Annotated in this window: 24 protein-coding genes; 14 read left to right on the top strand and 10 right to left on the bottom strand. The window is 66.3% G+C overall.

Translation table 11 applies throughout. The annotated features are described in order from the left end of the window. Positions 1–378: 378 nt before the first annotated feature. A complete protein-coding gene (locus ACX80L_RS06935) occupies positions 379–2,208 on the top strand; it encodes a hybrid sensor histidine kinase/response regulator transcription factor (protein ID WP_459288577.1) in 1,830 nt (609 codons plus the stop codon). A gap of 75 nt (positions 2,209–2,283) precedes the next feature. On the opposite strand, the gene ACX80L_RS06930 is transcribed toward ACX80L_RS06935, so the two are convergent. After that, on the bottom strand, positions 2,284–3,075 hold the full coding sequence (locus ACX80L_RS06930) for an alpha/beta fold hydrolase (RefSeq protein ID WP_459288575.1): 792 nt from the start codon (positions 3,073–3,075) through the stop codon (positions 2,284–2,286). Between the two features lie 102 nt (positions 3,076–3,177). Here ACX80L_RS06930 and ACX80L_RS06925 point away from each other — a divergent pair, with 102 nt between their 5' ends. Beyond that, a complete protein-coding gene (locus ACX80L_RS06925; protein WP_459288573.1) occupies positions 3,178–3,678 on the top strand; it encodes an SRPBCC family protein in 501 nt (166 codons plus the stop codon). A gap of 24 nt (positions 3,679–3,702) precedes the next feature. Here ACX80L_RS06925 and ACX80L_RS06920 read toward each other — a convergent pair whose 3' ends face one another. Continuing rightward, the gene (locus ACX80L_RS06920) at positions 3,703–3,870 is read right to left on the bottom strand and encodes a heme-binding protein (protein ID WP_459288812.1); all 168 of its coding nucleotides are present in this window, start codon (positions 3,868–3,870) and stop codon (positions 3,703–3,705) included. A 1,041-nt stretch (positions 3,871–4,911) separates the two neighbouring features. Then, the gene (locus ACX80L_RS06915; protein WP_459288571.1) at positions 4,912–5,349 is read right to left on the bottom strand and encodes a GlcG/HbpS family heme-binding protein; all 438 of its coding nucleotides are present in this window, start codon (positions 5,347–5,349) and stop codon (positions 4,912–4,914) included. A 172-nt stretch (positions 5,350–5,521) separates the two neighbouring features. Between ACX80L_RS06915 and ACX80L_RS06910 the strand changes: the two genes are divergently transcribed. The 5 genes from ACX80L_RS06910 (at position 5,522) to ACX80L_RS06890 (ending at position 9,646) form a co-directional block, all read left to right on the top strand. Continuing rightward, positions 5,522–6,385 (top strand): class II fructose-bisphosphate aldolase, encoded by an 864-nt coding sequence (locus ACX80L_RS06910; RefSeq protein ID WP_459288569.1) that lies wholly within the window; start codon positions 5,522–5,524, stop codon positions 6,383–6,385. 2 nt (positions 6,386–6,387) lie between these two features. Next, positions 6,388–7,209: an HAD-IA family hydrolase gene (locus ACX80L_RS06905; RefSeq protein ID WP_459288567.1), complete on the top strand. Its 822-nt coding sequence runs from the start codon at positions 6,388–6,390 to the stop codon at positions 7,207–7,209. Next, positions 7,206–7,838, top strand: coding sequence for a dihydroxyacetone kinase subunit DhaL (dhaL, locus tag ACX80L_RS06900; RefSeq protein ID WP_459288565.1), 633 nt, complete (start codon positions 7,206–7,208; stop codon positions 7,836–7,838). Before ACX80L_RS06905 ends, dhaL begins: the two co-directional genes overlap by 4 nt. Before the next feature lie 44 nt (positions 7,839–7,882). Continuing rightward, on the top strand, positions 7,883–8,878 hold the full coding sequence (gene dhaK / locus ACX80L_RS06895; protein WP_459288563.1) for a dihydroxyacetone kinase subunit DhaK: 996 nt from the start codon (positions 7,883–7,885) through the stop codon (positions 8,876–8,878). Between the two features lie 192 nt (positions 8,879–9,070). Beyond that, complete coding sequence (locus tag ACX80L_RS06890; protein WP_459288561.1) at positions 9,071–9,646, top strand: hypothetical protein; 576 nt, start codon at positions 9,071–9,073, stop codon at positions 9,644–9,646. Between the two features lie 50 nt (positions 9,647–9,696). On the opposite strand, the gene ACX80L_RS06885 is transcribed toward ACX80L_RS06890, so the two are convergent. The 6 genes from ACX80L_RS06885 to ACX80L_RS06860 all read right to left on the bottom strand — a co-directional run bounded on the left by ACX80L_RS06885 (position 9,697) and on the right by ACX80L_RS06860 (position 16,202). Beyond that, the gene (locus ACX80L_RS06885; protein WP_459288559.1) at positions 9,697–10,395 is read right to left on the bottom strand and encodes a phosphoribosyltransferase; all 699 of its coding nucleotides are present in this window, start codon (positions 10,393–10,395) and stop codon (positions 9,697–9,699) included. 56 nt (positions 10,396–10,451) lie between these two features. After that, positions 10,452–11,177, bottom strand: a complete 726-nt coding sequence (locus tag ACX80L_RS06880; protein ID WP_459288557.1) for a hemerythrin domain-containing protein — start codon at positions 11,175–11,177, stop codon at positions 10,452–10,454. A 225-nt stretch (positions 11,178–11,402) separates the two neighbouring features. Next, entirely contained in the window at positions 11,403–12,029 is a 627-nt protein-coding gene (locus ACX80L_RS06875; RefSeq protein WP_459288555.1) for a DUF4230 domain-containing protein, read from the bottom strand. 686 nt (positions 12,030–12,715) lie between these two features. After that, the gene (locus ACX80L_RS06870; RefSeq protein WP_459288553.1) at positions 12,716–13,723 is read right to left on the bottom strand and encodes an EcsC family protein; all 1,008 of its coding nucleotides are present in this window, start codon (positions 13,721–13,723) and stop codon (positions 12,716–12,718) included. Between the two features lie 290 nt (positions 13,724–14,013). Next, positions 14,014–14,772: a hypothetical protein gene (locus ACX80L_RS06865; RefSeq protein ID WP_459288551.1), complete on the bottom strand. Its 759-nt coding sequence runs from the start codon at positions 14,770–14,772 to the stop codon at positions 14,014–14,016. Positions 14,773–15,032: 260 nt separating this feature from the next. Next, positions 15,033–16,202: a thermonuclease family protein gene (locus ACX80L_RS06860; protein ID WP_459288549.1), complete on the bottom strand. Its 1,170-nt coding sequence runs from the start codon at positions 16,200–16,202 to the stop codon at positions 15,033–15,035. A 281-nt stretch (positions 16,203–16,483) separates the two neighbouring features. On the opposite strand from ACX80L_RS06860, the gene ACX80L_RS06855 reads away from it, so the two are divergent. Continuing rightward, positions 16,484–17,986: a GmrSD restriction endonuclease domain-containing protein gene (locus tag ACX80L_RS06855; protein ID WP_459288547.1), complete on the top strand. Its 1,503-nt coding sequence runs from the start codon at positions 16,484–16,486 to the stop codon at positions 17,984–17,986. A 38-nt stretch (positions 17,987–18,024) separates the two neighbouring features. Here the strand turns inward: ACX80L_RS06855 and ACX80L_RS06850 are convergent, their stop codons facing one another. Next, on the bottom strand, positions 18,025–18,219 hold the full coding sequence (locus ACX80L_RS06850) for a hypothetical protein (protein ID WP_459288545.1): 195 nt from the start codon (positions 18,217–18,219) through the stop codon (positions 18,025–18,027). Between the two features lie 111 nt (positions 18,220–18,330). On the opposite strand from ACX80L_RS06850, the gene ACX80L_RS06845 reads away from it, so the two are divergent. The 6 genes from ACX80L_RS06845 (at position 18,331) to ACX80L_RS06820 (ending at position 24,203) form a co-directional block, all read left to right on the top strand. Beyond that, a complete protein-coding gene (locus tag ACX80L_RS06845; protein WP_459288544.1) occupies positions 18,331–18,948 on the top strand; it encodes an FMN-binding negative transcriptional regulator in 618 nt (205 codons plus the stop codon). Continuing rightward, positions 18,945–20,456 carry an amidohydrolase gene (locus ACX80L_RS06840; protein WP_459288542.1) on the top strand — a complete coding sequence of 504 codons (1,512 nt, stop codon included), beginning with the start codon at positions 18,945–18,947 and terminating at the stop codon, positions 20,454–20,456. The genes ACX80L_RS06845 and ACX80L_RS06840 overlap by 4 nt, the downstream gene beginning before the upstream one ends. A gap of 45 nt (positions 20,457–20,501) precedes the next feature. Next, the gene (locus tag ACX80L_RS06835) at positions 20,502–21,353 is read left to right on the top strand and encodes a helix-turn-helix transcriptional regulator (protein WP_459288540.1); all 852 of its coding nucleotides are present in this window, start codon (positions 20,502–20,504) and stop codon (positions 21,351–21,353) included. 99 nt (positions 21,354–21,452) lie between these two features. Beyond that, positions 21,453–22,073: a 6-phospho-3-hexuloisomerase gene (hxlB, locus tag ACX80L_RS06830; RefSeq protein WP_459288538.1), complete on the top strand. Its 621-nt coding sequence runs from the start codon at positions 21,453–21,455 to the stop codon at positions 22,071–22,073. Positions 22,074–22,114: 41 nt separating this feature from the next. After that, entirely contained in the window at positions 22,115–22,738 is a 624-nt protein-coding gene (gene hxlA, locus ACX80L_RS06825) for a 3-hexulose-6-phosphate synthase (protein WP_459288536.1), read from the top strand. 175 nt (positions 22,739–22,913) lie between these two features. Then, positions 22,914–24,203 (top strand): M20 family metallo-hydrolase, encoded by a 1,290-nt coding sequence (locus tag ACX80L_RS06820; RefSeq protein WP_459288534.1) that lies wholly within the window; start codon positions 22,914–22,916, stop codon positions 24,201–24,203. The last annotated feature ends 10 nt before the right edge of the window (positions 24,204–24,213 follow it).

The following is a 24,213-nucleotide window of genomic DNA, read 5'->3' as shown; positions in this document are numbered from 1 at the left end:
CAGTAGAAGTTATTCGGCTACGGAACGTGGTGAAGTTCCGGTTCAATGTCTCAGGATATTCTTCAATCTTGGATGACTTCAACCAAAGCGGAGCTGGAGAGCGCTGTCTGCAAGGACCACTTGGGTTCTCTGCTGGTATTCCGTCGGCGGCCCGGTATCCTGCACCCCGAGCCCAGCGTCGCGCCCGGCCGCAGGAGACAGGTGCCGTAGATTCAGTAGCTTCAGAAACCCGACTTAGCTCGATAACGCATTGCGGACCCATGAACGGTCCCGAACGGTAGAGGACGCAGTCGTAGCCGGTTGAAGCTCATAACCGGTTCGCTATCCTGAAGGCCCGTGCGCAGCGTCGCGCCGGGTTGCAGGAGACAGGTGCCGTACATGCAGCAGCTTCCCACGCCGAGCATCACCCAGAACCAGCAGAACCCTCCGCCCTCCCAGCTCGACCGCATCACTCAACTCGCCGGGGACCTCGCCGGCCAGTTCGAATTGGTGCCGCTCCTCGAGCGCGTCCTCGGGCACGCCGTCGCACTCCTCGGCTGCGGAAGCGGCTCCATCTCGATAGTCCATGAAGCCGCGGGGTACTACCGCAAGGAAGTGGACCAGGGCGTCGGCTGCCACCAGGGCCAGACCTTCCCCTTGACCGAGGGTCTGACCGGTCAGATCGTCGCCACACGCGGAACGGTCATTCTCGACCACTATGCGTCCGTGCCCAACGGCCACATTGACCCGGCGGACCCTCGCTGGGGGAGCGCCGTCATCGGCGTCCCCATCTCCTGGGCCGGCACCATCATCGGCACGTTCGCCATCTTCAGTGACGGTCCCGGGCGGGTCTTCACCCCCGCCGACGCCTCCCTCGTGGAACTCTTCGCCAACCACGCCGCGATCGCCATCATGAACTCCCGGCTCCACCAAGCCGCCGCCGCAAAGGAACGCGAGGCTGCCGTCGCGGGCGAACGAGAGCGTGCCGTTCAGGAGGTGCACGAGACCATTGGCCGGTCCCTCGGCTCGCTCCTGCTGCACCTCGACCGGGCGGACAAGGCGACACCGGGCGGGTCGCCCTCCACCCAGCACATCGACTCCGCCAGGGTGCTCGCCCACGAGGCGCTCTTCGAGACCCGCCGCACCGTGCTGGGACTCGGTCCCTCCAGCCTGGCGGACCGCTCGCTCGAGGAGGCGGTCCGTCACGAACTCGACCGGGTGAGCGCCAACGATCCGATGGACGTGACGCTTCTCGTGACCGGCAATCGTCACGAGCTGGCGCCCGTCGTCGCCCATCAGCTCTTCATGATCATCCAGGAGGCCGTGGCCAACGCGGTGGCGCATGCCTCTGCCACCGCGTGCCGGGTGGGTATCTTCTACGACACCACCGGCATCACAGCCGTCGTCGAGGACAACGGCCGCGGGTTCGAGGGCCGGGAGAGCACGGATCTGAAGGGCAGTCGGCTCGGTCTGCACGGCATGGCAGCGCGGGCCCACTACCTCCGGGGCGAACTCCACGTGGAGTCGACACTGGGTTGGGGGACGAGCATCCGGGCGCAGGTGCCGTACTCCTCGAACGGCGACGCCTCCCGCGAACGGTGGAAGGTCCTCGTCGCCTGCACCCAGCCCCTTCTCCGCGCCGGGCTCGTCCGGCTGCTCGAGACGTCCGAGCCGTCGGTGCAGGTCCTCGGCGAGTTCGGGACGCTCGAGGACCTCACCGAGTCGGTGTCCCTGCTGCAGCCGGACATGATCGTCCTCGACGAGCACCTCCTGTCCCGGTACGCCGAGGCCCGAGTGATGAACTCGGACACCGTTGAGCGGCCGGTGGTCGCCGTCGTTGACCATTTCGCGGACGAACTGCTGGCGGCCGCCGCGTCGTCGGGCGTGCGGGGCTTCCTTTCACTTTCTTCCACGCCCGCGGAGGTGGCGCGCGTCGTCGTCGCGGCCGCCCGCGGCGATGCCCTGCTGGACGGGGCGATGTTCACGCGGCTCACGGAGAGTCGCGCGGCGGACACAGGCGAGGCGATATCGCTGACGGCCCGCGAACTCGAGGTGCGGGACCTCTTGGCCGAGGGGCTGGCGGACAAGCAGATCGCCACGCGGCTCGCCATCTCGGTGAAGACGGTCGAGAAACACGTGAGCGCCATGCTGCGGAAGACCGGCGCACGTAACCGCACCATGCTGGTGGGCCTGCAGCACCAGGGTCAGGCAATCGCGAACTCCAGATAGGCCCCGGAGCCCGTCCTCAGCCAACGTACTGAGGCGCCACCAGCACGCTTGCCGAATGTGCGGCTCAGAGGATAGTTACGAAGACCCAGCGGCGGTGGCGTCGAGGATGAACCGGGCTGTCTCCTGCGGCTGGTCCCAGTGCGGGAAGTGCCCGCAGTCCTCGAAGACGTGCAGGGTGGCGTCCGGATAGAGAGACATGGCGACGGCGGCCTCACTGAGCGGGGTGACCCTGTCCGACCGGCCCCAGCCGAACGCCAGCGTGCCCTTGATCGTCCCCTGGGGCGCGCCTGCCTGGCGCGGCCCGTGCGCGAGTGACATACGCGCTTCGTCGAGACTGGGCGAGGTGGCAAACCCGCGGAGCTCCGTCAGGACGAGGTCCGGGTCGAGCTTCCAGGGGGCCACGGAGAACTGGGCGAGCAGCGCCGTCCGGCCCGCAGCCTGCTGGACGAGTGACGGCAGGACGGGCTGAAGGCGCCGCACCAGCGCAATGGACGCGGTGATGCTGCCGTTGAAGATGCGCACCTGAGTGTCGTTCCAGAATCCTCCGGGATCGAGGGCGACGACATTGCCGGCGTGACCCCGCCGCGCCAGCTCGACCACGATCCGCGCACCCATCGAGCTGCCGACGATATCCGCGTCGCGCAGATCTTCCTGCGAGAGGAACTGCCCGACGGCGTCCGTGAGGGTCGCGACGGTCACCTCACCCGCGAGCGGCTCGCTGCCGCCGAATCCGGGGAGGTCGATGGTGATGACCTCGCGCTGTTCCTGCAGCAGGGGGAGGACGGGATCCCAGGTGCGGACGCTCGAGCCGAGCCCATGTACGAGGACGAGTGGCTTTCCGGTGCCGGTTCGTTCGGTATTCAACATGTGGGACCCTCCGTAGCCGGCGCGAAAACCCAGTCTATGCGGGCACGAATCGCTGCAGCCGATCCCCGCAGGTCGGAAGGATTCTTCTGTGAGAATGGGCGCATGAGCCAGACAGAGATCCGCCACCACCAGGAGTCCGTCACGGTCACCGCTTCGGCGGAAAGCGTCTACGATCTGGTCTCCGACATCACCCGCACCGGCGAGTGGAGCCCGGTGTGTACGCGGTGCTGGTGGGAGGACGACAAGAGTGCAGGCCAGGTCGGTGCCTGGTTCACAGGGCGCAATGAGCTTCCGCATCGCACCTGGGAGACCCGCTCGCAGGTCGTGGCCGCAGAACGCGGCCGCGAGTTCGCCTGGGTGGTCGGCGGCGACAGAGTGCGCTGGGGCTACACGCTGGCGCCGGCCGGCACCGGGACCACTCTGACGGAATCCTGGGATTTCCTGCCGGGCGGCATCGCCATGTTCCAGGAGAAGTTCGGGGATGATGCACCCGCGCAGATCATCGATCGGACCCGGCAGGCGCTTGACGGTATCCCGAAGACGCTCGCCGCCATCAAGCGGATCGCCGAGTCCGGCACGACACGTGAGGACGACCGGTTCTAGCGCGCTAACCCTGCAGCACCGGGGTCAGGCGATCGCGAACTCCAGATAGGCGGCTGCGCCGGCGGAGGCGACTTCCTGGTCCTGCTCGATGGTGCCGGTGGAGACGCCGATGGCGCCCACGATGCTGCCGTCGCGCACCAGCGGGATGCCACCGGGGAACACCACGAGGCGTCCGCCATGCGCATCGCTCAGCCCGTAGATAGGTGGTGCGACCCGCTATCCAAATGGTTGGCCGAGAAGCAGATCGCCATCTCCGTAAAGACCGTCAATAAGCACGCGAATGTGATGCTTCGGAAGACCGCCCCCTTCAATTACGCCATCCCGGTGGCTGAACGCGTGGCTTCTCGCCGAATAAGCGTCGGAGGACCGGCAGTGGGCTGTACAGTGTTTTCGACAGTTGTGTCGAGCGCAGGAGCCCGAGCAATAAAGGAACAGTCAATGGATGAGTACAGCGTCACAGCCAATGAAGCGGCCGCCGCCATTGGCGTCACAGGTTTAGAATTGCGCAATCGCTTGCGGGCGGAACGGCCCGTTGGAGCGATTCAGATTCCTAATCAAAAAAATGGGCGGTGGTATCTCGCGCCCTGGTATGTGACGCAACTTGTGACGGACTACCGCCAAGGGGCCCAGCAACCCCAGGAAGCAGCGAGTGCGGCACCTCCGCACCCGAAAGAAGCAACGCCCGCGGAGCCCTTGCGGCCGGAACCCATAGCCAATGCTCGGGATGAATCTACGGAGCATTGGGTATGGTCCGACTGGGTACCTTTCGAGCTGGCGTTGAAGCTGGCTCCCCGATTCCCTGGCGTCTACATGTTCCGAGTGGCAAATGAGCCAACCAGGCCCCCGATCTACATCGGGATGGCCGGTGAGCGCAAAGGGAGTGGAGTCCGGGGAAGACTAGCCATTTATGCTCGCGGGCGTGGAGCAACATCTGGTCTTGGTGAGCACGCGCTGGATAGAGCGCTAGCCGACCCGGTTTGGCTCAAGGCCCGCTTGGAAGAGGCTCTCGAGGGTCGTCCCTTGCGTGCGACCTTGGCAGCCCGCTCGGCCATTGATCACGCCGGACTAGAAGTTCGATGGCAGACGGTCCCCTCTCGGGCTGAGGCCCTCAAGCTGGAGGTTCAGTTGATAGATAGTCATCCCGGCGGGTTGTGGAATCGCTAATGTTTGGAGCCTATTAGGTGACGGAGCCTGTGCCGAAGTGAGTGGCAGACCAGAATCACAGCACCAGGGTCAGGCGATCGCGAACTCCAGGTAGGCGGCGGCGCCGGCGGAGGCGACTTCCTGGTCCTGCTCGATGGTGCCGGTGGAGACGCCGATAGCGCCGACGATGCTGCCGTCGCGCACCAGCGGGATGCCACCGGGGAACACGACGAGCCGTCCGCCATGCGCATCGCTCAGCCCGTAGATCGGACCGTCGGGGCGGGTGACGCCCTGCAGATCGCCGGTCTCGCACTGGAACGCGATGGACGTGTAGGCCTTGTTGATGGCGATGCTGATGCTGCCGATGTTCGCGCCGTCCATCCGCACGTGCGCCTTCAGGTTCCCGCCGGCGTCGACCACGGCGATGTCCATGGGCTGACCGATCTCCTCGGCCTTCGCCGCCGCGGCATCGATGACGAGGCGGGCCTCTTTGGACGTGATGGTTTCGAGTACTGATCCGGGAGTCATGGGGGTCCTTCGTCGTCGAAGTGGGTGGCCGGGCAGCCGCAGCCCACTCAACCACGCGCATCCGCCGCTGACGAGGTGGTGATTACCCCCAGGGGGAGGGCGGGAGAACCCCCATACCCAGCGCGGCGTCGCCCACCTAGCGTGGGGGTCAGCCTGACCAGGAGGAATCACCATGGCCGTTGTACCGCTGAAGGACATCGTCGACCCGGCATTCGAGGCACGCTACGGGGTGCCTGCCATCAATATCTTCAATGACCTGACCATGGAGGGCGTGCTCGCCGGCGCCGTGGAGGCGAACTCGCCGGTGATCCTGCAGACCTCGGTGAAGACCGTGCGCAGCATCGGCTCCCGCGTGCTGTTCGACATGTGGCAGTCCATGACGCGCGGAATCGAGGTGCCCGTCACCCTGCACCTGGACCACTGCCCGGACCGCGACGTGGTCACCGAATGCCTGAAGGCCGGCTGGAACTCCGTACTCTTCGATGCGTCCAACCTCCCGGTCGAGGAGAACCAGCGACAGACCGTCGAGGTCGTCGCGGAGGCCCGCAGTTACGGCGCCCAGGTGGAGGGCGAGATCGAGGCGATCACCGGCGTCGAGGACGACCACGGGTCCGACGACGTCTCCAAGCAGCAGAGCCTCGAGGTGGCGCTCGCGTTCATCGACGCCACCGGGATCGACGTCTTCGCCCCCTCGATCGGCAACGCCCACGGCAGCTACAAGGCAGCTCCCGTGCTCGACGCCGGACGCGTCACGCAGATCGTCGAGGCACGCAACGTCCCCATCGCCCTGCACGGCGGCAGCGGCCTGAGCGCCGAGCAGTTCGCCGACCTCATCGCCCGCGGCTGCGCGAAGGTCAATATCTCCACGGCGCTCAAGGAGACGTACATGCAGTCCAGCCTGGCGTTCCTCAAGCAGGCCGAGCAGAACAGCAAGTGGGACCCGCCGTCGCTGTTCAAGCACACCCGGGCCGACGTCGTCGCCCTCGTGACGGACCTCTGCAAGCAGTTCGGCAGCGCGGGCAAGGGCGGCCGCTGACCATGCCGGCCCTCATCTTCGACTGCGACGGCGTGCTCGCCGACACCGAGCAGTACGGCCACCTCCCCGCGTTCAACCAGACCTTCTCCGACTTTGGCGTGCCCGTGCAGTGGAGCGTCGACGAGTACGCCGAGAAGGTAAAGATCGGCGGCGGCAAGGAGCGCATGCGGAGCATCCTGACCCCTGCGCTGGTCGCCGAGCTCAGCCTGAACGACGACTCCTCCACCGACGCCGCGATCCTCTCCTGGCACAAGCGGAAGACCGAGGTCTACAAGGGGCTCGTCGAGAGCGGTGTCATGCCGGCGCGACCAGGTATCGCCCGCATCGTGCGGGAAGCGCACGACGCCGGGTGGACACTCGCCGTCGCCTCGACCTCCGCGGAACCCGCGGTCCGCGCGGTCCTGACGCACGCGGTCGGGGATGACCTGGCCGCGCACTTCGCTGTGTTCGCCGGCGACATCGTGCCGGCCAAGAAGCCGGCACCGGACATCTACCTGCTCGCTCTGCGGGAACTCGGCGTTTCACCGCAGGAGGCGATCGTCGTCGAGGACAGCGGGAACGGGTTGCGTGCCGCCGTCGGAGCCGGCCTAGCCACCGTGGTGACTGTCAGTGGCTTCACCCGCGAGGAGGACTTCACCGGCGCGGCGCTCGTGGTCAGCTCACTCGGAGACCCGGACAGTGAACAGGCCGAGGTGCTCGAGGATCCGCACGGCGTCGGGGTCCGCGGCGTCGTCACCCTCGCCACCCTGCAGGCCCTGCTCGACGCTTCTTCCATGGCGCCGTCCGCCTCCCACGCATCGTCCACCGGAACGGAGATCCCATGAGCACCACCAAACTCGCCGACGTCGAACACGTCGTCCACTCCCTGGCACAGACCGCCGTCGAGAAGGAAAAGGAATTCGGCGATCTCGACTCCGTAGTGGGCGACGGCGACCTCGGCTACTCCCTCGCCCGCGGCTTCGAGAAGGTGCTGGCGGACTGGGACTCGTTCAAGCGCGACGACGTCGCCACGTTCCTGCAGCAGATCGCGCTCGCCATCTCCAGCAGGATCGGCGGCACCTCGGGGCCGCTGTGGGGGACGGCGTTCCTGCGCGCCTCCGCTGCCGCGAAGACCACCGAGACGATCGACGGGGCCGCCGTCGTCGCCATGCTCCGCGGTGCCACCGACGGCATCAAGAAGCGCGGCAACGCCGACCTCGGCGACAAGACGCTGCTCGACGCCCTCATCCCCGCGACCGACGAGCTCGAACGCCAGCTCGCCGCGGGCGCCTCGCCGGAGGAGTGCCGGACGGCGTTCGCCGCGAAGGTGCGCGAGTGCGCGGACGCGACGTCGAGCATGCAGGCGAAGCGCGGCCGCGCCAGCTACAGCGGGGAACGCAGCATCGGCTCGCCCGACGCCGGTGCGGTGGCCGTCGCCGTCATCATCGAGCGCATCGTGGCCGACTGGCCCTGACTCTTCCTTCAACCCGTCCCAACTCACAACGATGTGGAGCCCCCATGAAGAAGTTCGTCAATGATCCGCAGCAGTTCGTCCCGGAGATGCTCGAGGGCCTGGCGCTCGCCAATCCGGACACCCTGAAGTACGTGCCGGAGTACAACCTGATCATGCGCGCCGACGGCCCGGACGAGAGCAAGGTGTCCATCATCCAGGGCTCGGGTTCCGGGCACGAGCCGGCCCACGTGATGATCGTGGGCAAGGGCATGCTCGACGCCGCATGCCCGGGCGACGTGTTCGCGGCCCCGCCGTTCGACTACGTGTACGAGACCACCAAGCTCATGGCGTCGCCCAAGGGCGTCCTCCTGCTGGTGAACAACTACACGGGCGACAAGATGGTGTTCGAGATGGCCGAGGAGATGTCCTCGGCGGACGGCATCGAGGTGAAGACGCTGTTCATCAACGACGACGTCTCCGTGGAGGACTCCACGTACACGATCGGGCGGCGCGGGGTGGCGGGCAACTTCTTCGTCATCAAGGCCGTGGCCGCCGCGTCCGAGCGGGGAGCCGACCTCGGCGAGATCATCCGCATCGGCGAGAAGGTGAACTCGGTGACCCGCACCATGGGCGTCGCGCTCACAGCGTGTACGCCGCCGGCCAAGGGCAGCCCGCTGTTCGAACTCGGCGAGGACGAGATCGAGATCGGCGTGGGCATCCATGGTGAACCAGGCCGTCATCGGGGGAAGATGATGCCGGCCAACGAGATCGTCGAGGAGATGCTCGGCCCTGTGGTGAAGGATCTGCCGTTCAAGGAGGGCGACCGCGTCGCGCTCATGATCAACGGCCTCGGCGGCACCCCGATCAGCGAGCTGTACCTGCTGTACGGGCAGGCGCACAAGCGCCTCGCGGAGCAGGGCATCAGCGTGGGCCGCAGCTATGTGGGGGAGTACTGCACCTCCCTGGACATGGCCGGCGCGTCCATCACCCTGGTGAGGCTCGACGACGAGATCGAGTCGCTGCTCATGGACCCGGCGGAGATTCCCATTCGCGTGTTCTAGATTCACGGCGTACGACGGCGGGCCGGTCACCTCTCGGTGGGCGGCCCGCCGTTCTTCAGCAGGCATCCGAGGTGTCGTTGACCATCACGACCGATGAAAAGATGTAGCCTGACGGCGAGCTCCCAGGGTCTGCCGGTTGGAGCGAACATCGAATCATCTCTATGGGGGCACTCCTTGGATCCACTCGGCGGCATGAGCCTCGGCGCCCTGCACATCTTCACCTGGATAGCACCTGCCGTCGTCGTGCTGGTGGCGGGTGGCCTGCTTCGGCGCAGTTTCCACTGGATCGCGGTCGGTGCCGTTCTGCTCTTCGCCGCACTCAATGCGGCTGCTGGGATCTACGTGCTGAACCACTTCAGTGAGCCGAGGTGGTCGCCGGAAGGAAATGCACCCCTGAGTGCTCCGTCGCTCTCCGAGACACCGATGGTGGGGGAGTTCCTGGTGCCACTGGACTCCGCACTGGAAGGAGTAGTCGGCGGGGTGAACGACTTCCGGGCGTTCCAGCAGGCCCTCCCCGTAGCGCTGGACTTCCTTGCTGCGTCCGGCTGGGCCTTGCTGATGTCATTTCCCCTGGTCATCCTCGCCGCGTGTGTCAGCTTCGCCAAGGCTCGACGTCGGAAGGCTGAATTTACGAAGTATTGTGCCACTGTCGATTCGCTCAAGGACGAGCTCGAGCAGGTCAAGCGTCAGATCGCGGCGGGGTACCCCACCCATCCGGCACGTTCCGTGGACGCAGAGGCTTACCGTCTGACAAGCCCGGAGGCCTGAGCCTGATTGTGTGTGTTCAGGCCGGCCCGGTTGTCGGTGGCTTCGGCCTGCTACTGCCCCTCCCGCGGATCAGGACAACCACCGTCGGGACCAGTCCGTGAGCGGGCCGCGGCGTCGAGCAGCGTGACCACTTCGTCGTCCTCGGTGGCTGAGAAGTCGTTGTAGTAGCTGCCCACGGCCTCGAACCTCCGCGGTGAAACCAGGCTCACGATTTCGTCCGCCTCCATGAACGAGGCCACAGTCGATGCCGGCGCGACTGGTACCGCCAAGACCACCCGTGCCGCGCCGAGTTGCTTGGCCACCTGGCACGCTACGCGCGCAGTGGAGCCGGTGGCCATGCCGTCGTCCACGACGACGACGATTCGCCCGTGGACATCTGTCCGTATTCTTCCCTGCCGGTACCGGGTCCGGCGCTCCTCCATGAGTTGGCGTTCTTTCCTCTCGAGCGTTTGCAGGTCCTCTTCCGTGACCTGGGCCTGCGAGAGGACGTGCGCATCGAGGACCTGGGTGCCGCCCTCCCCAATGGCACCCATGGCAACCTCTGGCCGGAAGGGAACCCCCAGCTTCCGCACCACGATCACATCCAGTGGCGCACCGAGGGCTTCCGCCACCTCGAAGGCAACCGGAACACCGCCACGGGGCAGACCGAGCACCACCACGTCCTGACCCCGTAGTCCTGCCAGCCTTTGCCCCAACCGCCGTCCGGCATCGGTCCTGTCCACGAAGGTTCTGGACTTTTTGCTCGGCACGCTGCACTCCTCGGGTGGTTGGTGCTTTTATCCGGGCCTGCACCCTTCACCGTGGTTCACAGCGTGTCGGGAATGACACGTCCTGGGAAGAGCGTGGCGTACTGCTTCCGATAGAGCCTGCGCCCTACGAGGCGGTAGACGAGACGGACCGGCGGCGGGATTTCCTTGAAGAACTCCTCGCGCTCGCCGGGCGGATTCGTGGCCAGCACCATCCCCAGGTATCCGACCAGGAACTTCTTGTCGAACGTCTCCACCCCGTGCTTCCCGATCTCCTTCCCCTCCTTCTCGGTCATCACCCTGTCCACAGCGGGCATCACTTCGGTGACCTCACGGCGCAGGTGCACCTGGAGGACGGTCGAGAGTTCCTCGTACCTATCAGCAAGGTCCGTTCTCACGCCTACTTCGGCCGTCTCCATCCAGCGCAAGCGAACGGGCTCGATGCTCTCGAGCCGTTGGGTGACCTGCCTGTGGTGCTCGAGCATCAGCTCTATGTGCAACGCGCACCCCGGTGCTCTTTCCGCCAGCCGCGGGTACATGAGAAGGTCCTCGCCCTCATGATGCACATGGAGCACCTTGTCGAAGTTCCCCAGTACTTCGCCGACGTAGGCGGCGCGGTCGGTGTCGCCTGGTTCGACTGATCGCACCAGACCGGGCGCCTCGTCGTATGCCCACAGGAAGAAGCGGTGGACGCGTCGCATGCTCGCCGATCCGTTGCAGAGAATGGGCCCTGGCGGCACGGGCGCTGCAGTCTCGCCCGGTCTCATGGTGAAGAAGTCGGTCATGGGATTGCCCCTCATGGAATTGGTCGAGACCAAGCTCCTCCCCGGGAGGATCATAGGCTTCGACCCCGCTCTCGACAATGGTTGGGCAGCACTCTGCGGCACCCAGGGCCCGGGGGCATTGCGCATCGGGCGGCGGATACTCTCCACTCGCTATGACAATCTTGCCCTCGCTCACCGGCAGCCGCCGTCAGAGCCATAACCGGCTCTGGGCATTGGAGATAAGCCCTAGCTGGCGGCTCGGTCGAGGAAGGTTACGTCAATCCCGAGTGACCCGAACATACTGGTAAGCATGGCCTCGGTATTATCGGCGGCCTGCGCCCGAAGCCCTGACTCCTCCGCCGCGGCCGCTATCTTCGCTTCGGCGTCCTGGTAGTACCGCGACTGTTCGGGCAATTCGATTGCGTCGGCTATACGATCCAACGCGCCGCGGTCCTCGTCGGCTACGGAGGTCAGCTTCTGGTCCAAGTTGGGCTTGTCGAGCTGCGGCTCTGGCAGCCGCAGCTTCGCGGACTTGCCATCCGGAGACAGAATCAAGTCTTGCTCTGTGATGCCCGACAGATCCACATAGGCGTTGACGGTGCCCACCGCGATGAAGGTCGTCTCCCGTCCCGCGATGATATCGGGCACCCACGGGACGTCGTCCTCAACCTGAAGTACCTGTTGGAAGGTGCCTACCGAGGCGTGGTACTGGCTGATGTCCTTGACTGATGTCAGCAGAGCTGGCTGGCTCCGGTTCGTCTGGTTCCCCTGAAATAGGCTGAATCCGTTTAGGTTGGCTATACCAAGCCCGGCCAGTGCCACAACGAGGCCAACCACCATGAACGCGATGTTCTTAAAAAGCTTTGCGATCATCGGTGCCCTTTCGGCGTTCAAGTGGCCCAAAGGCCAATTCATTGGTTTGCGTGTCCGGCGCTGGAGTGGGATGGACGTATTTGGCCTCAGTGTAGCGCGGACTTGAGGATTTCTCGGCGAACGAACGCTGAGCTTCTGTGAGGAGTAGCGGGCGCATGCCCGAATTGTTTCTTCATGACGACAGCTTGCATTACCCGACTATCCGCCTGCGGACACCCTGGCTTCGCAACGGATCGCCTCGAGAATGCGCGAGGTGCGATGACGAGGGGGGGCTCAGCAGTACACCATGTGGCTCAGGAGCAGCAAATAAAACGCTTCAAGGCAATCGATTGCAAAACAAAGCGGCTAAAAGGTCGCCGAATTGAATGACGGACCTACCTGCGAGGATAGGCAAGACCGGTCCCCCACCTGTCTCGGCGGACACTATCGTAAGAAGCGAATCAACCCGCCCGTAAGACAACTTGTCTCCCTGTCGTAGTCCCTTTAAATCGCAGCTTCGGCAACGCGAAATACGGCTGCAAGAGCGAAGGCAACCTGCCATCGGCGTGCGGTGGCCCTGTGCCCAGCACCGTCGCCGAGCGCGCCTTCACGAATCTGCAGCTTGTTGAAGCCCAAGCGCACGTTCAAGGCTGAGCGGTGGCGTGTGTCGTTAGCCGCCACGCACCCGAAACTTGAGCAGCAATTACTCATGCAATGTCAGGATCGTCTTCGGGCTCGGACACCAGTGCCGCGGGCAACGGCAGTCCATACCGGTCGCACAGGAACCGCGTTTGGCAGTACCTTTGAGCATCAGCCGCCACATTTCCTAGAATTACAGAATTCGTTCCAGCTCCAATGAGGATCCCTACGAATGGAACAACCTTGGCGACGTTTCGAACTGGGACTCTGGCGCCTTTGGGACCAAGCTGCTGCATCAGTTCCTCAAGAACGGCTAAAAGTCGATGATCTGTTCGAAGTTTGGACGACCAATTTACGCGTCCTTTGGCCGCACCCGCTGCCTGTGCGACTTTATGCAACGGTTCAGCTTTAGATGCCTGCGCAATGAACGATCGGCGCACCAGCCGCTGGATGAAGAGCTGCTCTTCGGGATCTTTCGCATCATATCCATAGGAGTACGCGATGCGAGTAGCAATGGAGGTGCTTAGGACCTGAATGACGAGGATGTCCGCTGTCATGGCGACTGGAATGCCAGCAACAGGCACTAGGGCGAGGAGGGCCATCGCTCCGCCTTCGAGTGCACCAGCGGTGCGCCACCTCAGAGTGTGACGGGTCAGCAAGCGATCACAAACCTTCAAATCCTGCTGGCGCAGCTCAGAAAATGATTTGAGCGTAATGCCCCGTTTGCGTGCGAGCTTCTCGACGGTTTTCGGGTCATTCAGTTCAACCGCCCAGTTGTTGACCAATTCAAGTAAGGCTATTGCAGCTTCGGCCACGGGTCGACCAGCCTTATCAGCGACCGCTTCGCCGGCGCGATTGATAGGTTCACGGACCGCGTCTGGTACAGAGTCTGCGATACGACTGATTGCGTTGCCCGCGACCTGACTGCTGCGATCTAGTGCGGTGCTTGCCCAATTCGGAAGACCACGGCGATTATTGCGGCGCTGCCAATGCCCGTTGAGCGTGTCCCAAACCTGCTCGTCGTATGCGCTCATCGAGTACTCGCCGTTGAAAGAAGAGCCTGTGTTGGTGCTCATGGAATTTCCATCCTGCTTGGGGAGGCTAGCTGCACAATTACGCTACCAGCAGGAGGTCAGATCGCAATCAACGACTTTTGTTGGGGGTAAGTGATATTGCGAGATGCTCCCATAGGACGAAAAATTTGGAAGCCACGCCTAGGTCGATTGAGGCGCATAGGACTCCTAGAGCTTGGCCTCCAACTCAGTTGATATGGCTGCACGGGGTCGTTACGTGATCTGGTTACTGTTCAGTCGGGTGTTTTGGTTAGGTAGTCCGACGAACGCACGCTGTCATTGGGTGCAGCGATTCAGCCGCCCAGCACGTCCACGTGCACGTGGTCGAGGTGGCGCAGAATCTCGTTGGCCGGTGCAGGAGCGTCGTAGGGATGCCACCCGCCCCTGGCCAGGCGTGCGCTCCAGAACTGGTCGTCGAAGATGACGTACTGGATGTTCAGATCCTCGGCGTGAGCAACCAGCCAATGAGCGAGTACCCACCCCTCCCGCCGGTTCTCCTCGGTCACGGGTCGGAAGAAGATGTCGATGGCCCGCCCGTCATAGTGGGTCGATGCCCCGCCGTGCCCGGAACCGACACCGCCGGGCTCGAAACCGCCGAGGCTCTGGTCGCCGAACACCTCAGCCATAGCCGTCCGCACCTGCTCGGCGCGCGGAGTCAGGCCCGACGGGGTCAGCTCCTCCACTCGGAGTTCCGAATCTACGGAGCCCTTACAGGTCAGGACCGGCCCGGCGTCGCTTGCTGGACCGTCAGTCAGGGCCTGAATCGCGGCTTCGTCGAGGCTCGAGCTTTCTGTGGGCTCTACGCCACGGGCCCCCAGCGCTACTTCCGTCGTGGCTCGTTTCGCCTCATCCCGGCTGAGCCCGATCTCTCCGTCCGGAGTGCGCACCACGCACTCCGGACGGGTGAGAAGCGACCCGCCTTCGGTGGACAAATTGCTGAGGAAAGTCGGCCCCAGGAACACGAGCGCAGAGCCGAGCACGGCGAGGATCAGGACGCCCACAAGCACCTGAATCGGGCGCCGCTGACCGACACGCGCGACGGTGCCGGTCATGGGTAGCCCGTGCCAGCGGACAGCTGGGGGACGAGGGACGTGAGTTCACCGGTCACCGTCGATTCGCCGACGGCGGCCGGCGCGAAGCTGCTCGTCATGACCGATCCTCCTGGTGTGATGCAGCGCAGCTCCTGGTGCGGAGCGACCTACTGCTCAGGAAGTTAATCGACGGCATTCATCAGTAGTTCCCCCAGAAGAGGAGCTCGGGACCACGGAGCGGTCGCCGCGTCGATGAGCTGTTGGCTCGATGGCCTGCACGTTCAGCAGGGTCGCCAGCTCTTGCCACCCGGTGCGTAGCACCGAGGACCGTTGTAGCCGGGGTAGGGATTCTGAGCCGCAGGGGGAGCAGGAGGAACATACTGCTGCGCAGGCGGGACATAGGGCTCGGGTGCGGGCGGGAGGTTCCGGATGCGCTCCTGCTCAGCGGCTGCTGCCGCTTCGGCGGCCAGTCGGTCGGCCTCGGCACGAGCATTGGCTTCCGCCTGGACCCGCTCGGCCTCGATACGGGCGGCCTCCGCTGCTTCCGCCTGAAGCCGTTCGGCCTCGACCCGTGCTGCTTCTGCGGCCCTGGCGGCTTCTGCTTCAGCTGCTGCAACCTGCGCGGCGGCTTCGGCTTCCTTGAGTGCTGTGGCTTTGGTGTCAGCAGCGGCCAGTGACCGCTCGCCCTCGGCGATCTGGGAGTCGAGGTCGCTCACCATTGCTGCCGTGCGATCGGCTCCGACCGCGAGAACCCGGACGGTGTCCTTGCCCGCCTCGAGGGCTTCCCGTGCGGCCTTCGCTGTCGTCAGGGCGGCGAGGATTCCGGCAGCGGTTGCAGCGACAGCTGCCCCTGTCTCGCCGACAGGAGCCTCGGTCGCCGCGGCGAGAGTCTCCACGGCATCGGTCACCTCAGCCGGAAGGGTGCAGCCTTCCGCGACGTCCAGCAACCCGGCGCCCTGTGCTGTGGCCTCGTCGTAGGCCGCTTGCACCTCGTCGTAGTACTTCCTGTTCGGCTCGATGAGAACCGGGACGCCCAAGCCCACCCGCGCGAGTTCCGCGTTGACCAGGGTCTGGTCCTCGATGAAGACGGCAGCCAACACGCGGTCGTACTTGTCCGTTCGCTCGATATCGAAATCCAGCGCAACCTTCGTTCCTGGCGGCGTCAGCGATTCGAGCTTCTGGGTGGCCTCCGGGCCGAGGCATTCGACGGGCTTGTCGGGGTGCTTCGTCTCGGGCGTGTCCACGTTCAGCAGGCGTACGGTCTGGTCCTCGCCGTCGAAATTGATGACGAGGGTATCGCCGTCGACCACCCGCACGACAGTGCCCGGCTGGTAGTCGGATGCTGCCTCACCTGACGACGCAGGGTCGGTGCAGGCTGTCAGGGTCGAGGCGAGAACCGCCGCGGTCAGGAGGGTCGCCGGTGCGAGGCGGTGAAAACGAGCAGGGTTCATCGGTCTTCTTCTACGGGTACGAATACGAGAGCTGGGCGGTGGTGGCTCGATGGACTCACCCGACACCGCAGGGATTGGAGTGTCAGCTGATGCGGACCATCAACCGGGCCGGCGTGGGCGCCTTCGGACGGGTCTCAGCGAAGCAGGTGACAGAGAAGTTCTAGCACAGGCCGATGCTCCTGATCCCGGATCGGGAAGGGAAGCGCGAATCGGCTCCAGTCCTGAGCGGAAACTGAGCCAATCCAAAGCCGAGGGACGATGAATGAGCAGCCAATGCTGATATGTTCATCATTTCGCAGAACCGCGGGTACGCTGCCCCAAGACATCGCATCAACGCTGGGGAGCATCTCATCAAATCGCCATTCCGTCCGCCTGCCCGCACGCCGTCGTCGACCTCGTCGTCCACGATCAAGCTGGAGATACGGACCTCCACCGCTATCCTCGCCGGACTTGCACTGATCCTCGTGGTCATCGGGCTCATCACCGGCGGTATCGGCGGAGCGCTCATGATGGCGGCGTCGTTCGCCTTCTTCACGGGCCTCTACACGCTGCTCACCAACCGCCCGTCGTGGGCACGCCTCGCCGGGCGCAAGGCCGGAGCAATCACCGCAGGTGCAGCCGTCGTCGCGCTCCTCATCGGTGGTGCCATCGCGCCCGCGTCCGACACGGTCCCGACAGCCGTCGCCGAACAGGTGACCGATCAGGCCACGGAGGAGGCCGAGCAGGCCGAACCTACCGAGGAGCCGAGCACGAGCCGGCCCTCCGCCACAGCGACGCCGTCTGCCACGCCGACGCCGTCACCCACTCCCAGCGCGACGTCGTCGGACGTCGCCCCGCTCGACCCGGACACCGTCCCCGACGCCACCGGCACGCCCCGGGCGCCGTCGGACCAGCCGGCCTTCGACACCACGGCGCTCGCCGTCCTGGAAACGCTGCCGATCAAGGGACGCGCGCCGAACACCGGGTACGACCGCGAGCAGTTCGGGCAGGCCTGGCTCGACGTCGACCACAACGGCTGCGATACCCGCAACGACATGCTGAACAGGGACCTGACGGAGATCGTCCACGCGAACTCCGTGCCCTGCAAGGTGCAGTCGGGCGTCCTGGACGATCCGTACACGGCCTCCACCATCTCGTTCCTGCGCGGACAGGCGACGAGCACCAAGGTGCAGATCGACCACGTCGTCGCCCTCTCCGACGCCTGGCAGAAGGGCGCGCAGCAGCTCACGTTCGACCAGCGCGTCGCCTTCGCGAACGACCCGCTCAACCTTCAGTCCACGGACGGACCCACCAATCAGCAGAAGGGTGCGGGCGACGCCGCCACCTGGCTGCCGCCGAACAAGGGCTACCGCTGCGAGTACGTGGCACGGCAGGTGTCGGTCAAGGCGACGTATGCCCTGTGGGTGACACAGGCCGAACACGACGCCATGGCGCGCATCCTGTCCGACTGCAACGGCATCCTCGCGCCGACCAACCAGATGGCACCCTCCGTGGCACCGCCGGTGACGCCCGCCGAAACCGAGGCGCCGGCACCCGTCGTGCCGGAGCCCGTTGCCCCTCCCATGGCTCCTGCCCCCGCGCCCGTTGTCCCGGCGCCGGCGCCCGCCCCGGTGGCACCGGCACCTGCGCCCGTTGCACCCGCACCGGTAGCTCCGGCTCCCGCGCCCTACTACCAGAACTGCGATGCAGTCCGTGCTGCAGGTGCCGCACCGATCGCCGCCGGCTCACCCGGCTTCCAGCCGAAATTCGACCGCGACGGCGACGGGATCGGTTGCGACAGCTAGCAACTCTCGCCGGAACGAATGACGGCGGGGCAGTCACCTCAGGTGGCTGCCCCGCCGTCGTTGTTCAGCGCCAAGCCCTCCCTGCTGCAAAGCTCCGCATCGGTGTCCGTCTCGTCCGACCAGCGGCGCCGCAGGACGAAGAGTTCGTCAACGATGTCCTGCGGCAGCGGCGTGTAGTCCTGGCTGAAGGAGAGCAGTTCCCTCAGGTTCTCCTCGCGGCTCGTCGAGCCCACGTGGAGAGCAACTGCGGGGTGTTGTGGGTGAGGCGAATGCGGGCGTGGTCGTACTGGCGTGAGGTGTGGAGCCACAGCCCGGCGGGATGCCGGTGTGGCAGAGTGACGAGCATGCGCCACACGCCACACTTCGTCCTGTCCGACGTCGGCGAGGTCAAGCGACTCGTCCGCGAGAATGCCTGGGCGACGATCGTGTCCTCACCGGCCGGCGGACTCGTGGCCTCGCACTATCCGGTGATGCTCGAGGAGACGTCCGATGACAGCATCAGCATCATCAGTCATGTGGGGCGCCCCGACGAGCAGCTGCACGACCTCGGGAACCACGAGGTGCTGGTGATCATCCAGGGCCCGCACGGCTACATCTCACCCGGCTGGTACCCCGCGGACCAGATCATCCCGACCTGGAACCACGTCACAGCGCACCTGTACGGGAAGCCGGAGATCCTCTCCGACGAGGAGAACTTCCGAGTGCTCGGGAAGCTGGTCGACACCTTCGAGGGCGTGATGCCGGAGCCCAGCGCTCTGGCCCTGGACCCCGAGGGATCACGTCGCGTCGCCCGGGGAACGGTGGGGATCCGCCTGCGCGTGACCCGCTTCGACGCGCGACTCAAGCTCAGCCAGGACAAGGCTCCCGCCGTGGTGGAACGGATCGTGGACGAGCTCGAGCACGGCGAGCACTACGCGAACCCGGCCCTCGCCCGCGAGATGCGGCGTACGTGGCACGGATGAACAGCTCCGTGGGTGGCGTCCTTCTCCGCTCCGCGCGCCTGGTCGGGACGCCCGGTGAACCGGTGGACCTCCTCGTCGAGGACGGGATCGTCACTGCTGTGGGCGAGGGCCTGGAACCCGGTTCGGCCCGGACGGTGGATCTCGGCGGACGGTGGGTGTCACCGGGTCTCTGGGATTCGCACGTGCACATGGGCCAGTGGGCGCTTATGCGCCAGCGCCTCGACCTGTCCCCGGCGACATCGGCCTCCGGCGCCGCGGCGCTGGTCGCCGGACGCCTGGGCTCGGTGCCACCGGCGGCCGGACAGCCCCTGATCGGCTACGGCTTCCAGGACGGACTGTGGCCGGACGCCCCGACGCGGGAACTGCTCGACGCCGTCGGGCCCGACGTGCCCGTCGTGCTCGTCAGCAAGGACCTGCACGCGGCATGGCTCAACACCAGGGCCCTCGCCCTCCACGGGCACGCCGACCACCCCACGGGTCTGCTGCGCGAACAGGCCGCCTTCGACGTCAACGCCCGCATCAGCTCGGTGCCCGACGAGCACCTCGACAGCTGGGTGGGGGAGGCGGTCGATGCCGCGGCCGCCCGGGGCGTCGTGGGCATCGTGGACCTCGAGATGACCCTCTCCCTCGACCGGTGGGCCCACCGTGTGGCCGGTGGCATCCGGGGTATGCGGGTCCGGGCCGGCGTGTACCCGCACGATCTCGACACCGTCATCGCGAGGGGCCTGCGCACCGGGGACGTCATCGAGAGTACGGAGGGCCTGGTGACGATGGGCCCGTTCAAGGTCATCACCGACGGTTCGCTGAACACCCGCACCGCGTTCTGCCACGACCCGTACCCCGGACTCGAGAACACAGCCGAAGAGCGCGGGATCTCCACCGTGGGCGGGAGCGACCTCGTCGACTACCTCCGCCGTGCGTCGTCGGCAGGCCTCGTCCCGGCGGTCCACGCCATCGGGGACGCGGCGAACTCCCTCGCCCTCGACGCGTTCGAGGAGGTGGGCTGCGGCGGAAGCATCGAGCATGCCCAGCTCGTCGACGAGGCCGACTTCGGACGCTTCGCGCGCCTCGGCGTCACTGCCAGCGTCCAGCCGGAGCACGCGATGGACGATCGCGACGTCGCGGACCGTTACTGGCCGGGGCGCACGCACCGGGCCTTCGCCTTCGGGAGCCTGGTGGCAGCGGGCGCGGAGGTCAGGCTCGGCTCGGACGCGCCGGTCGCGCAGCTGGACCCGTGGGTGTCGATGGCCGCCGCCGTGTCCCGAGCACGGGACGGGCGGTCACCGTGGCACCCCGAGCAGCGCGTGCTGTCGTCGGTGGCACTCGCCGCGTCCACCGACGGGCGTACGATGCTGCGGCCGGGGTCGGTAGCAGACCTCGTGGTCACCGAACTGGACCCGCTCCGCGCCGACGACCACCAGCTGCGGGACTTCGCCGTGTCGGCGACCATGCTCGGGGGCCGGTGGACGCATTCCACCCTCGACGGGGACACAACCGTCCAGGGGTAGCTGTCGGGGTCCGGCGGACGTCCCGGGTGCGGCAAGATGGAAGGCATGGACCGGGCCGCAGAGATCTCCGCTTTCCTGCGCTCGCGACGCGCACGGATCTCGCCGACCACGCTCGGAGCGCCCTTCGACGGCAGGGTGCGGCGCGTGCCCGGGCTCCGGCGCGAGGAAGTGGCCCGGCTCGCCGGCATGAGCCCCGACTACTACACGCGGATCGAGCAGGGCCGCGGTGGCGCGGTGTCGCTGGAGATCATCGACTCCATCGCCCTGGCCCTCCGCCTCGACACGGTGGAACGGAACCACCTGCTCAACCTCTGTGGCACTCCGCTGCCGCACCACACGCCCGGCCTGGAGCCCCAGCGCGTTCGCCCCGGGCTGTACGACCTGCTCGCCGTCATGGAATCGGTACCCGCGATCATCCTCGGACGCCGCACCGACGTGCTGGCCAGCAACCGCCTGGCGAGGGCCCTGATGACCGACTTCGAGGCGCTTCCGGCTCCGCACCGCAACTACGCCCGCTTCATCCTGCTCGATCCGACGGCCCGTGAGCTCTACCGGGACTGGGAGCAGGTGGGTGAGCAGACCACCGCGATGCTGCACCTCGACGTCGGGCGCTTCCCGGAGGACCGCCAGCTGGCCGAACTCATCGCCGATCTCCGTGCGGGTTGCCCTGAGTTCACCCGGTTCTGGGAGGACCAGAACGTCCACGAGAAGGACCAGGGCGAGATCCGCTTCAACCACCCGGTGGGCGGCGAGTTCGTGCTGCACTACCAGACCCTCCTGGTCCCGGGAGAAGCGGACCAGAGCGTCTGCACCTACTACGGGGCGCCGGGATCCAGCAGCGAAGCCGCGCTCGCGAGGCTCGCCGGGATGACGACGTCGTCTCCTGCCTCCGCCTGATCCTCCCGCCGCTGTGGCGCGGGCCACAGGTCAGGCTAGCCCTGCGCGAACTAGGTCCAGCGGGGTAGGTCTTGGGCGGTCGGGCGCTCCGGGGGAGTGATGGACTGGAGTCTGTACCAACCCCTCCAGGCAGGAGCACCACCCGTGACGAGAGCATCGGACACACCGTCGGTTGCAGCCAGTCTGAGCCTGATCCAGGACGAGCTCGCAGGAGCAGCCGGCAGCCTGCAGGACGACCAGCTCGCAGCGCTCGTGGCCGAGATCCAGCAGGCCCGGAAGATCTTCGTCGCCGGTGGAGGCCGTAGCGGCCTCGCCCTGCGCATGCACGCCATGCGCCTCATGCACCTCGGACTTCCGGTGCACGTGGTGGGCGAGACGACGACGCCGGCCATCGGCTCCGGCGACCTCCTGATCGTCGCCTCCGGCTCCGGAACCACCGCCGGTGCCGTCGCTGCTGCAGAGACCGCGGTCTCCGTGGACGCTCGGGTGGCGGCCCTGACCACCGACGGCGAGTCGACGCTCGCCGGACTGGCCCACCGCGTGGTGGTCATCCCCGCCGCGCAGAAGACGGACCACGGCGGCACGGCGTCCCGCCAGTACTCGGGCAGCCTCTTCGAGCAGGCACTGCTCCTGGTGCTCGACGCCACGTTCCACACCCTCTGGAAGGCCGACGGCACCCCCGCCGAAGACCTCTGGCCCCGGCACGCCAACCTCGAATAGCGCGCCACCCCTGATCCCCCCCAGACAGCAAAGGAAACATCATGAAACTGCAACTCGCCATGGACGTACTGACCGTCGAGGACGCCCTCGAGCTCTCCGGGAAGGTCGCCGAGTACGTCGACATCATCGAACTGGGCACCCCCTTGGTCAAGAACGCCGGACTCTCCGCCGTCACGGCCATCAAGGAAGCCCACCCGGACAAGATCGTCTTCGCGGATCTCAAGACCATGGACGCCGGCGAGCTCGAGGCCGACATCGCCTTCACGGCCGGCGCCGACCTCGTGACCGTGCTCGGCGTCGCCGATGACTCCACCATCGCCGGAGCCATCAAGGCCGGCAAGGCTCACGGCAAGGGCGTGGTCGTGGACCTCATCGGCGTCGACGACAAGGCAGCCCGCGCCAGGGAGGTCACCGACCTCGGTGCGGAGTTCGTCGAGTTCCACGCCGGACTCGACGAGCAGGCCCAGGACGGCTACGACCTCGACACCCTGCTGACCGCAGGCAAGGAAGCCGGCGTCGCCTTCTCCGTCGCCGGAGGCGTGAAGCTCGCCACCCTCCAGGACGTCCAGGCCTCGGGTGCCGATGTCGCCGTCGTCGGCGGCGGTATCTACAGCGCCGATGATCCCGCACAGGCCGCGAAGGAACTGCGCGCAGCGATCAGCTGATCTGCCCGTAGCAGGAAGGAAAGGCCGGTCCTTCGGGGCCGGCCTTACCGTTTCCCCGGGCGCTGTGCGAAAGCACACCGGGGTTCCGCTGATCGGTGGAGAACAGCCAGTACCGCGTGGTGCTGCCGCTGGGACGATTGGATGGACAGCCGATTCCGCCACAGAATGGACCGCCATGGGCAACGACGCCTTACCCACCCCTGACCCGTCGACGTACGAGGGGAGGGACGCCGCCTTTCTGCAGGACTTCGCCACCCTCAGTACCTTCGGAGCCACGCCCGGGGGAGGAGTGGAACGCCAGGCGGGCTCGCCGGCCGATGGCGAGCAGCGTACCTGGCTCACGGACCTGCTGACGGCGCAGGGCTTCACCGTCCATTTCGACCGGGCCGGCAACCAGTTCGGGCTCCTCGAGCTCGTTCCCGGCGCACCCTTCGTGCTCGTCGGTTCACACCTCGACTCGCAGCCGACCGCCGGCAGGTACGACGGCGCCTTCGGCGTCCTGGCCGCAGCCCACGCGGCGTTCACGCTCGCGGAGGAGTGGCGCGCGGCCGGTGCTGTTCCGCGCTACAACCTCGCGGTGGTGAACTGGTTCAACGAGGAGGGCTCGCGGTTCAAGCCGTCCATGATGGGCAGCTCCGTCTTCACGGGGAAGCTCGCCCTCGAGGATGCGCTCGCCACGACGGATCCGGCAGGGGTCGCCGTGCGCGAAGCACTGGCAGCGACGGCGAGCTCCGGCACGTTGGACGGACCCGTCCCGGCCTACTACGCCGAGATCCACATCGAGCAGGGTCGCGGAATGGAGCGCGACGGCATCGCGATCGGCGCCGTCGCATCGAACTGGGCGGCGAACAAGTACGAGTTCGTCATCCACGGCGAGCAGTCCCACACCGGCTCGACGGTCATGGCGGACCGGCAGGACGCACTGCTGGGGGCTTCGCTGCTGGTCGTGGCCGCGCGGGACGTCGCCGATGCGTTCCCGGCGGGCGCCGTCCACACCTCGGTGGGCGAGCTGCACGTCTACCCGAACTCCCCGGTGGTCGTCGCGTCCCGCGTGAGCCTGCTGCTGGATCTCCGCTCCGCCGACGAGGAACTGCTCGCCGCCGCCGACCGGCAACTGCACGAGCAGCTCCGGGTGATCGAGGAGCGGGCCCGGGTGCGCATCGAGGAGACCGGGTCGCACTGCTGGCCGGTCACGCCCTACCAGCCGCAGGGCGTCGAGCTGGCGGAGAAGATCGCCGCGAACCGCGGCCTGAAGCACGCCCGCGTCCAGACGATCGCCGGACACGATTCCACCAACATGAAGGACGTGGTCCCGACCGTCATGCTGTTCGTCCCCTCCGTCGAGGGCATCTCGCACAACGAGCACGAGTACACCACCGACGAGGACATCGTGAACGGCCTGCACGTGCTCACCGACACCGTCCGCGCGCTGTGCCTCGGGGAGCTCGACGAACCGACACAGTGACTCCCAGACA

This window comes from Arthrobacter sp. MDT1-48-3 (assembly GCF_054511015.1).
Note: the sequence above shows the minus strand (reverse complement) of the source record. Positions and strands in the feature narration are given on the sequence as shown.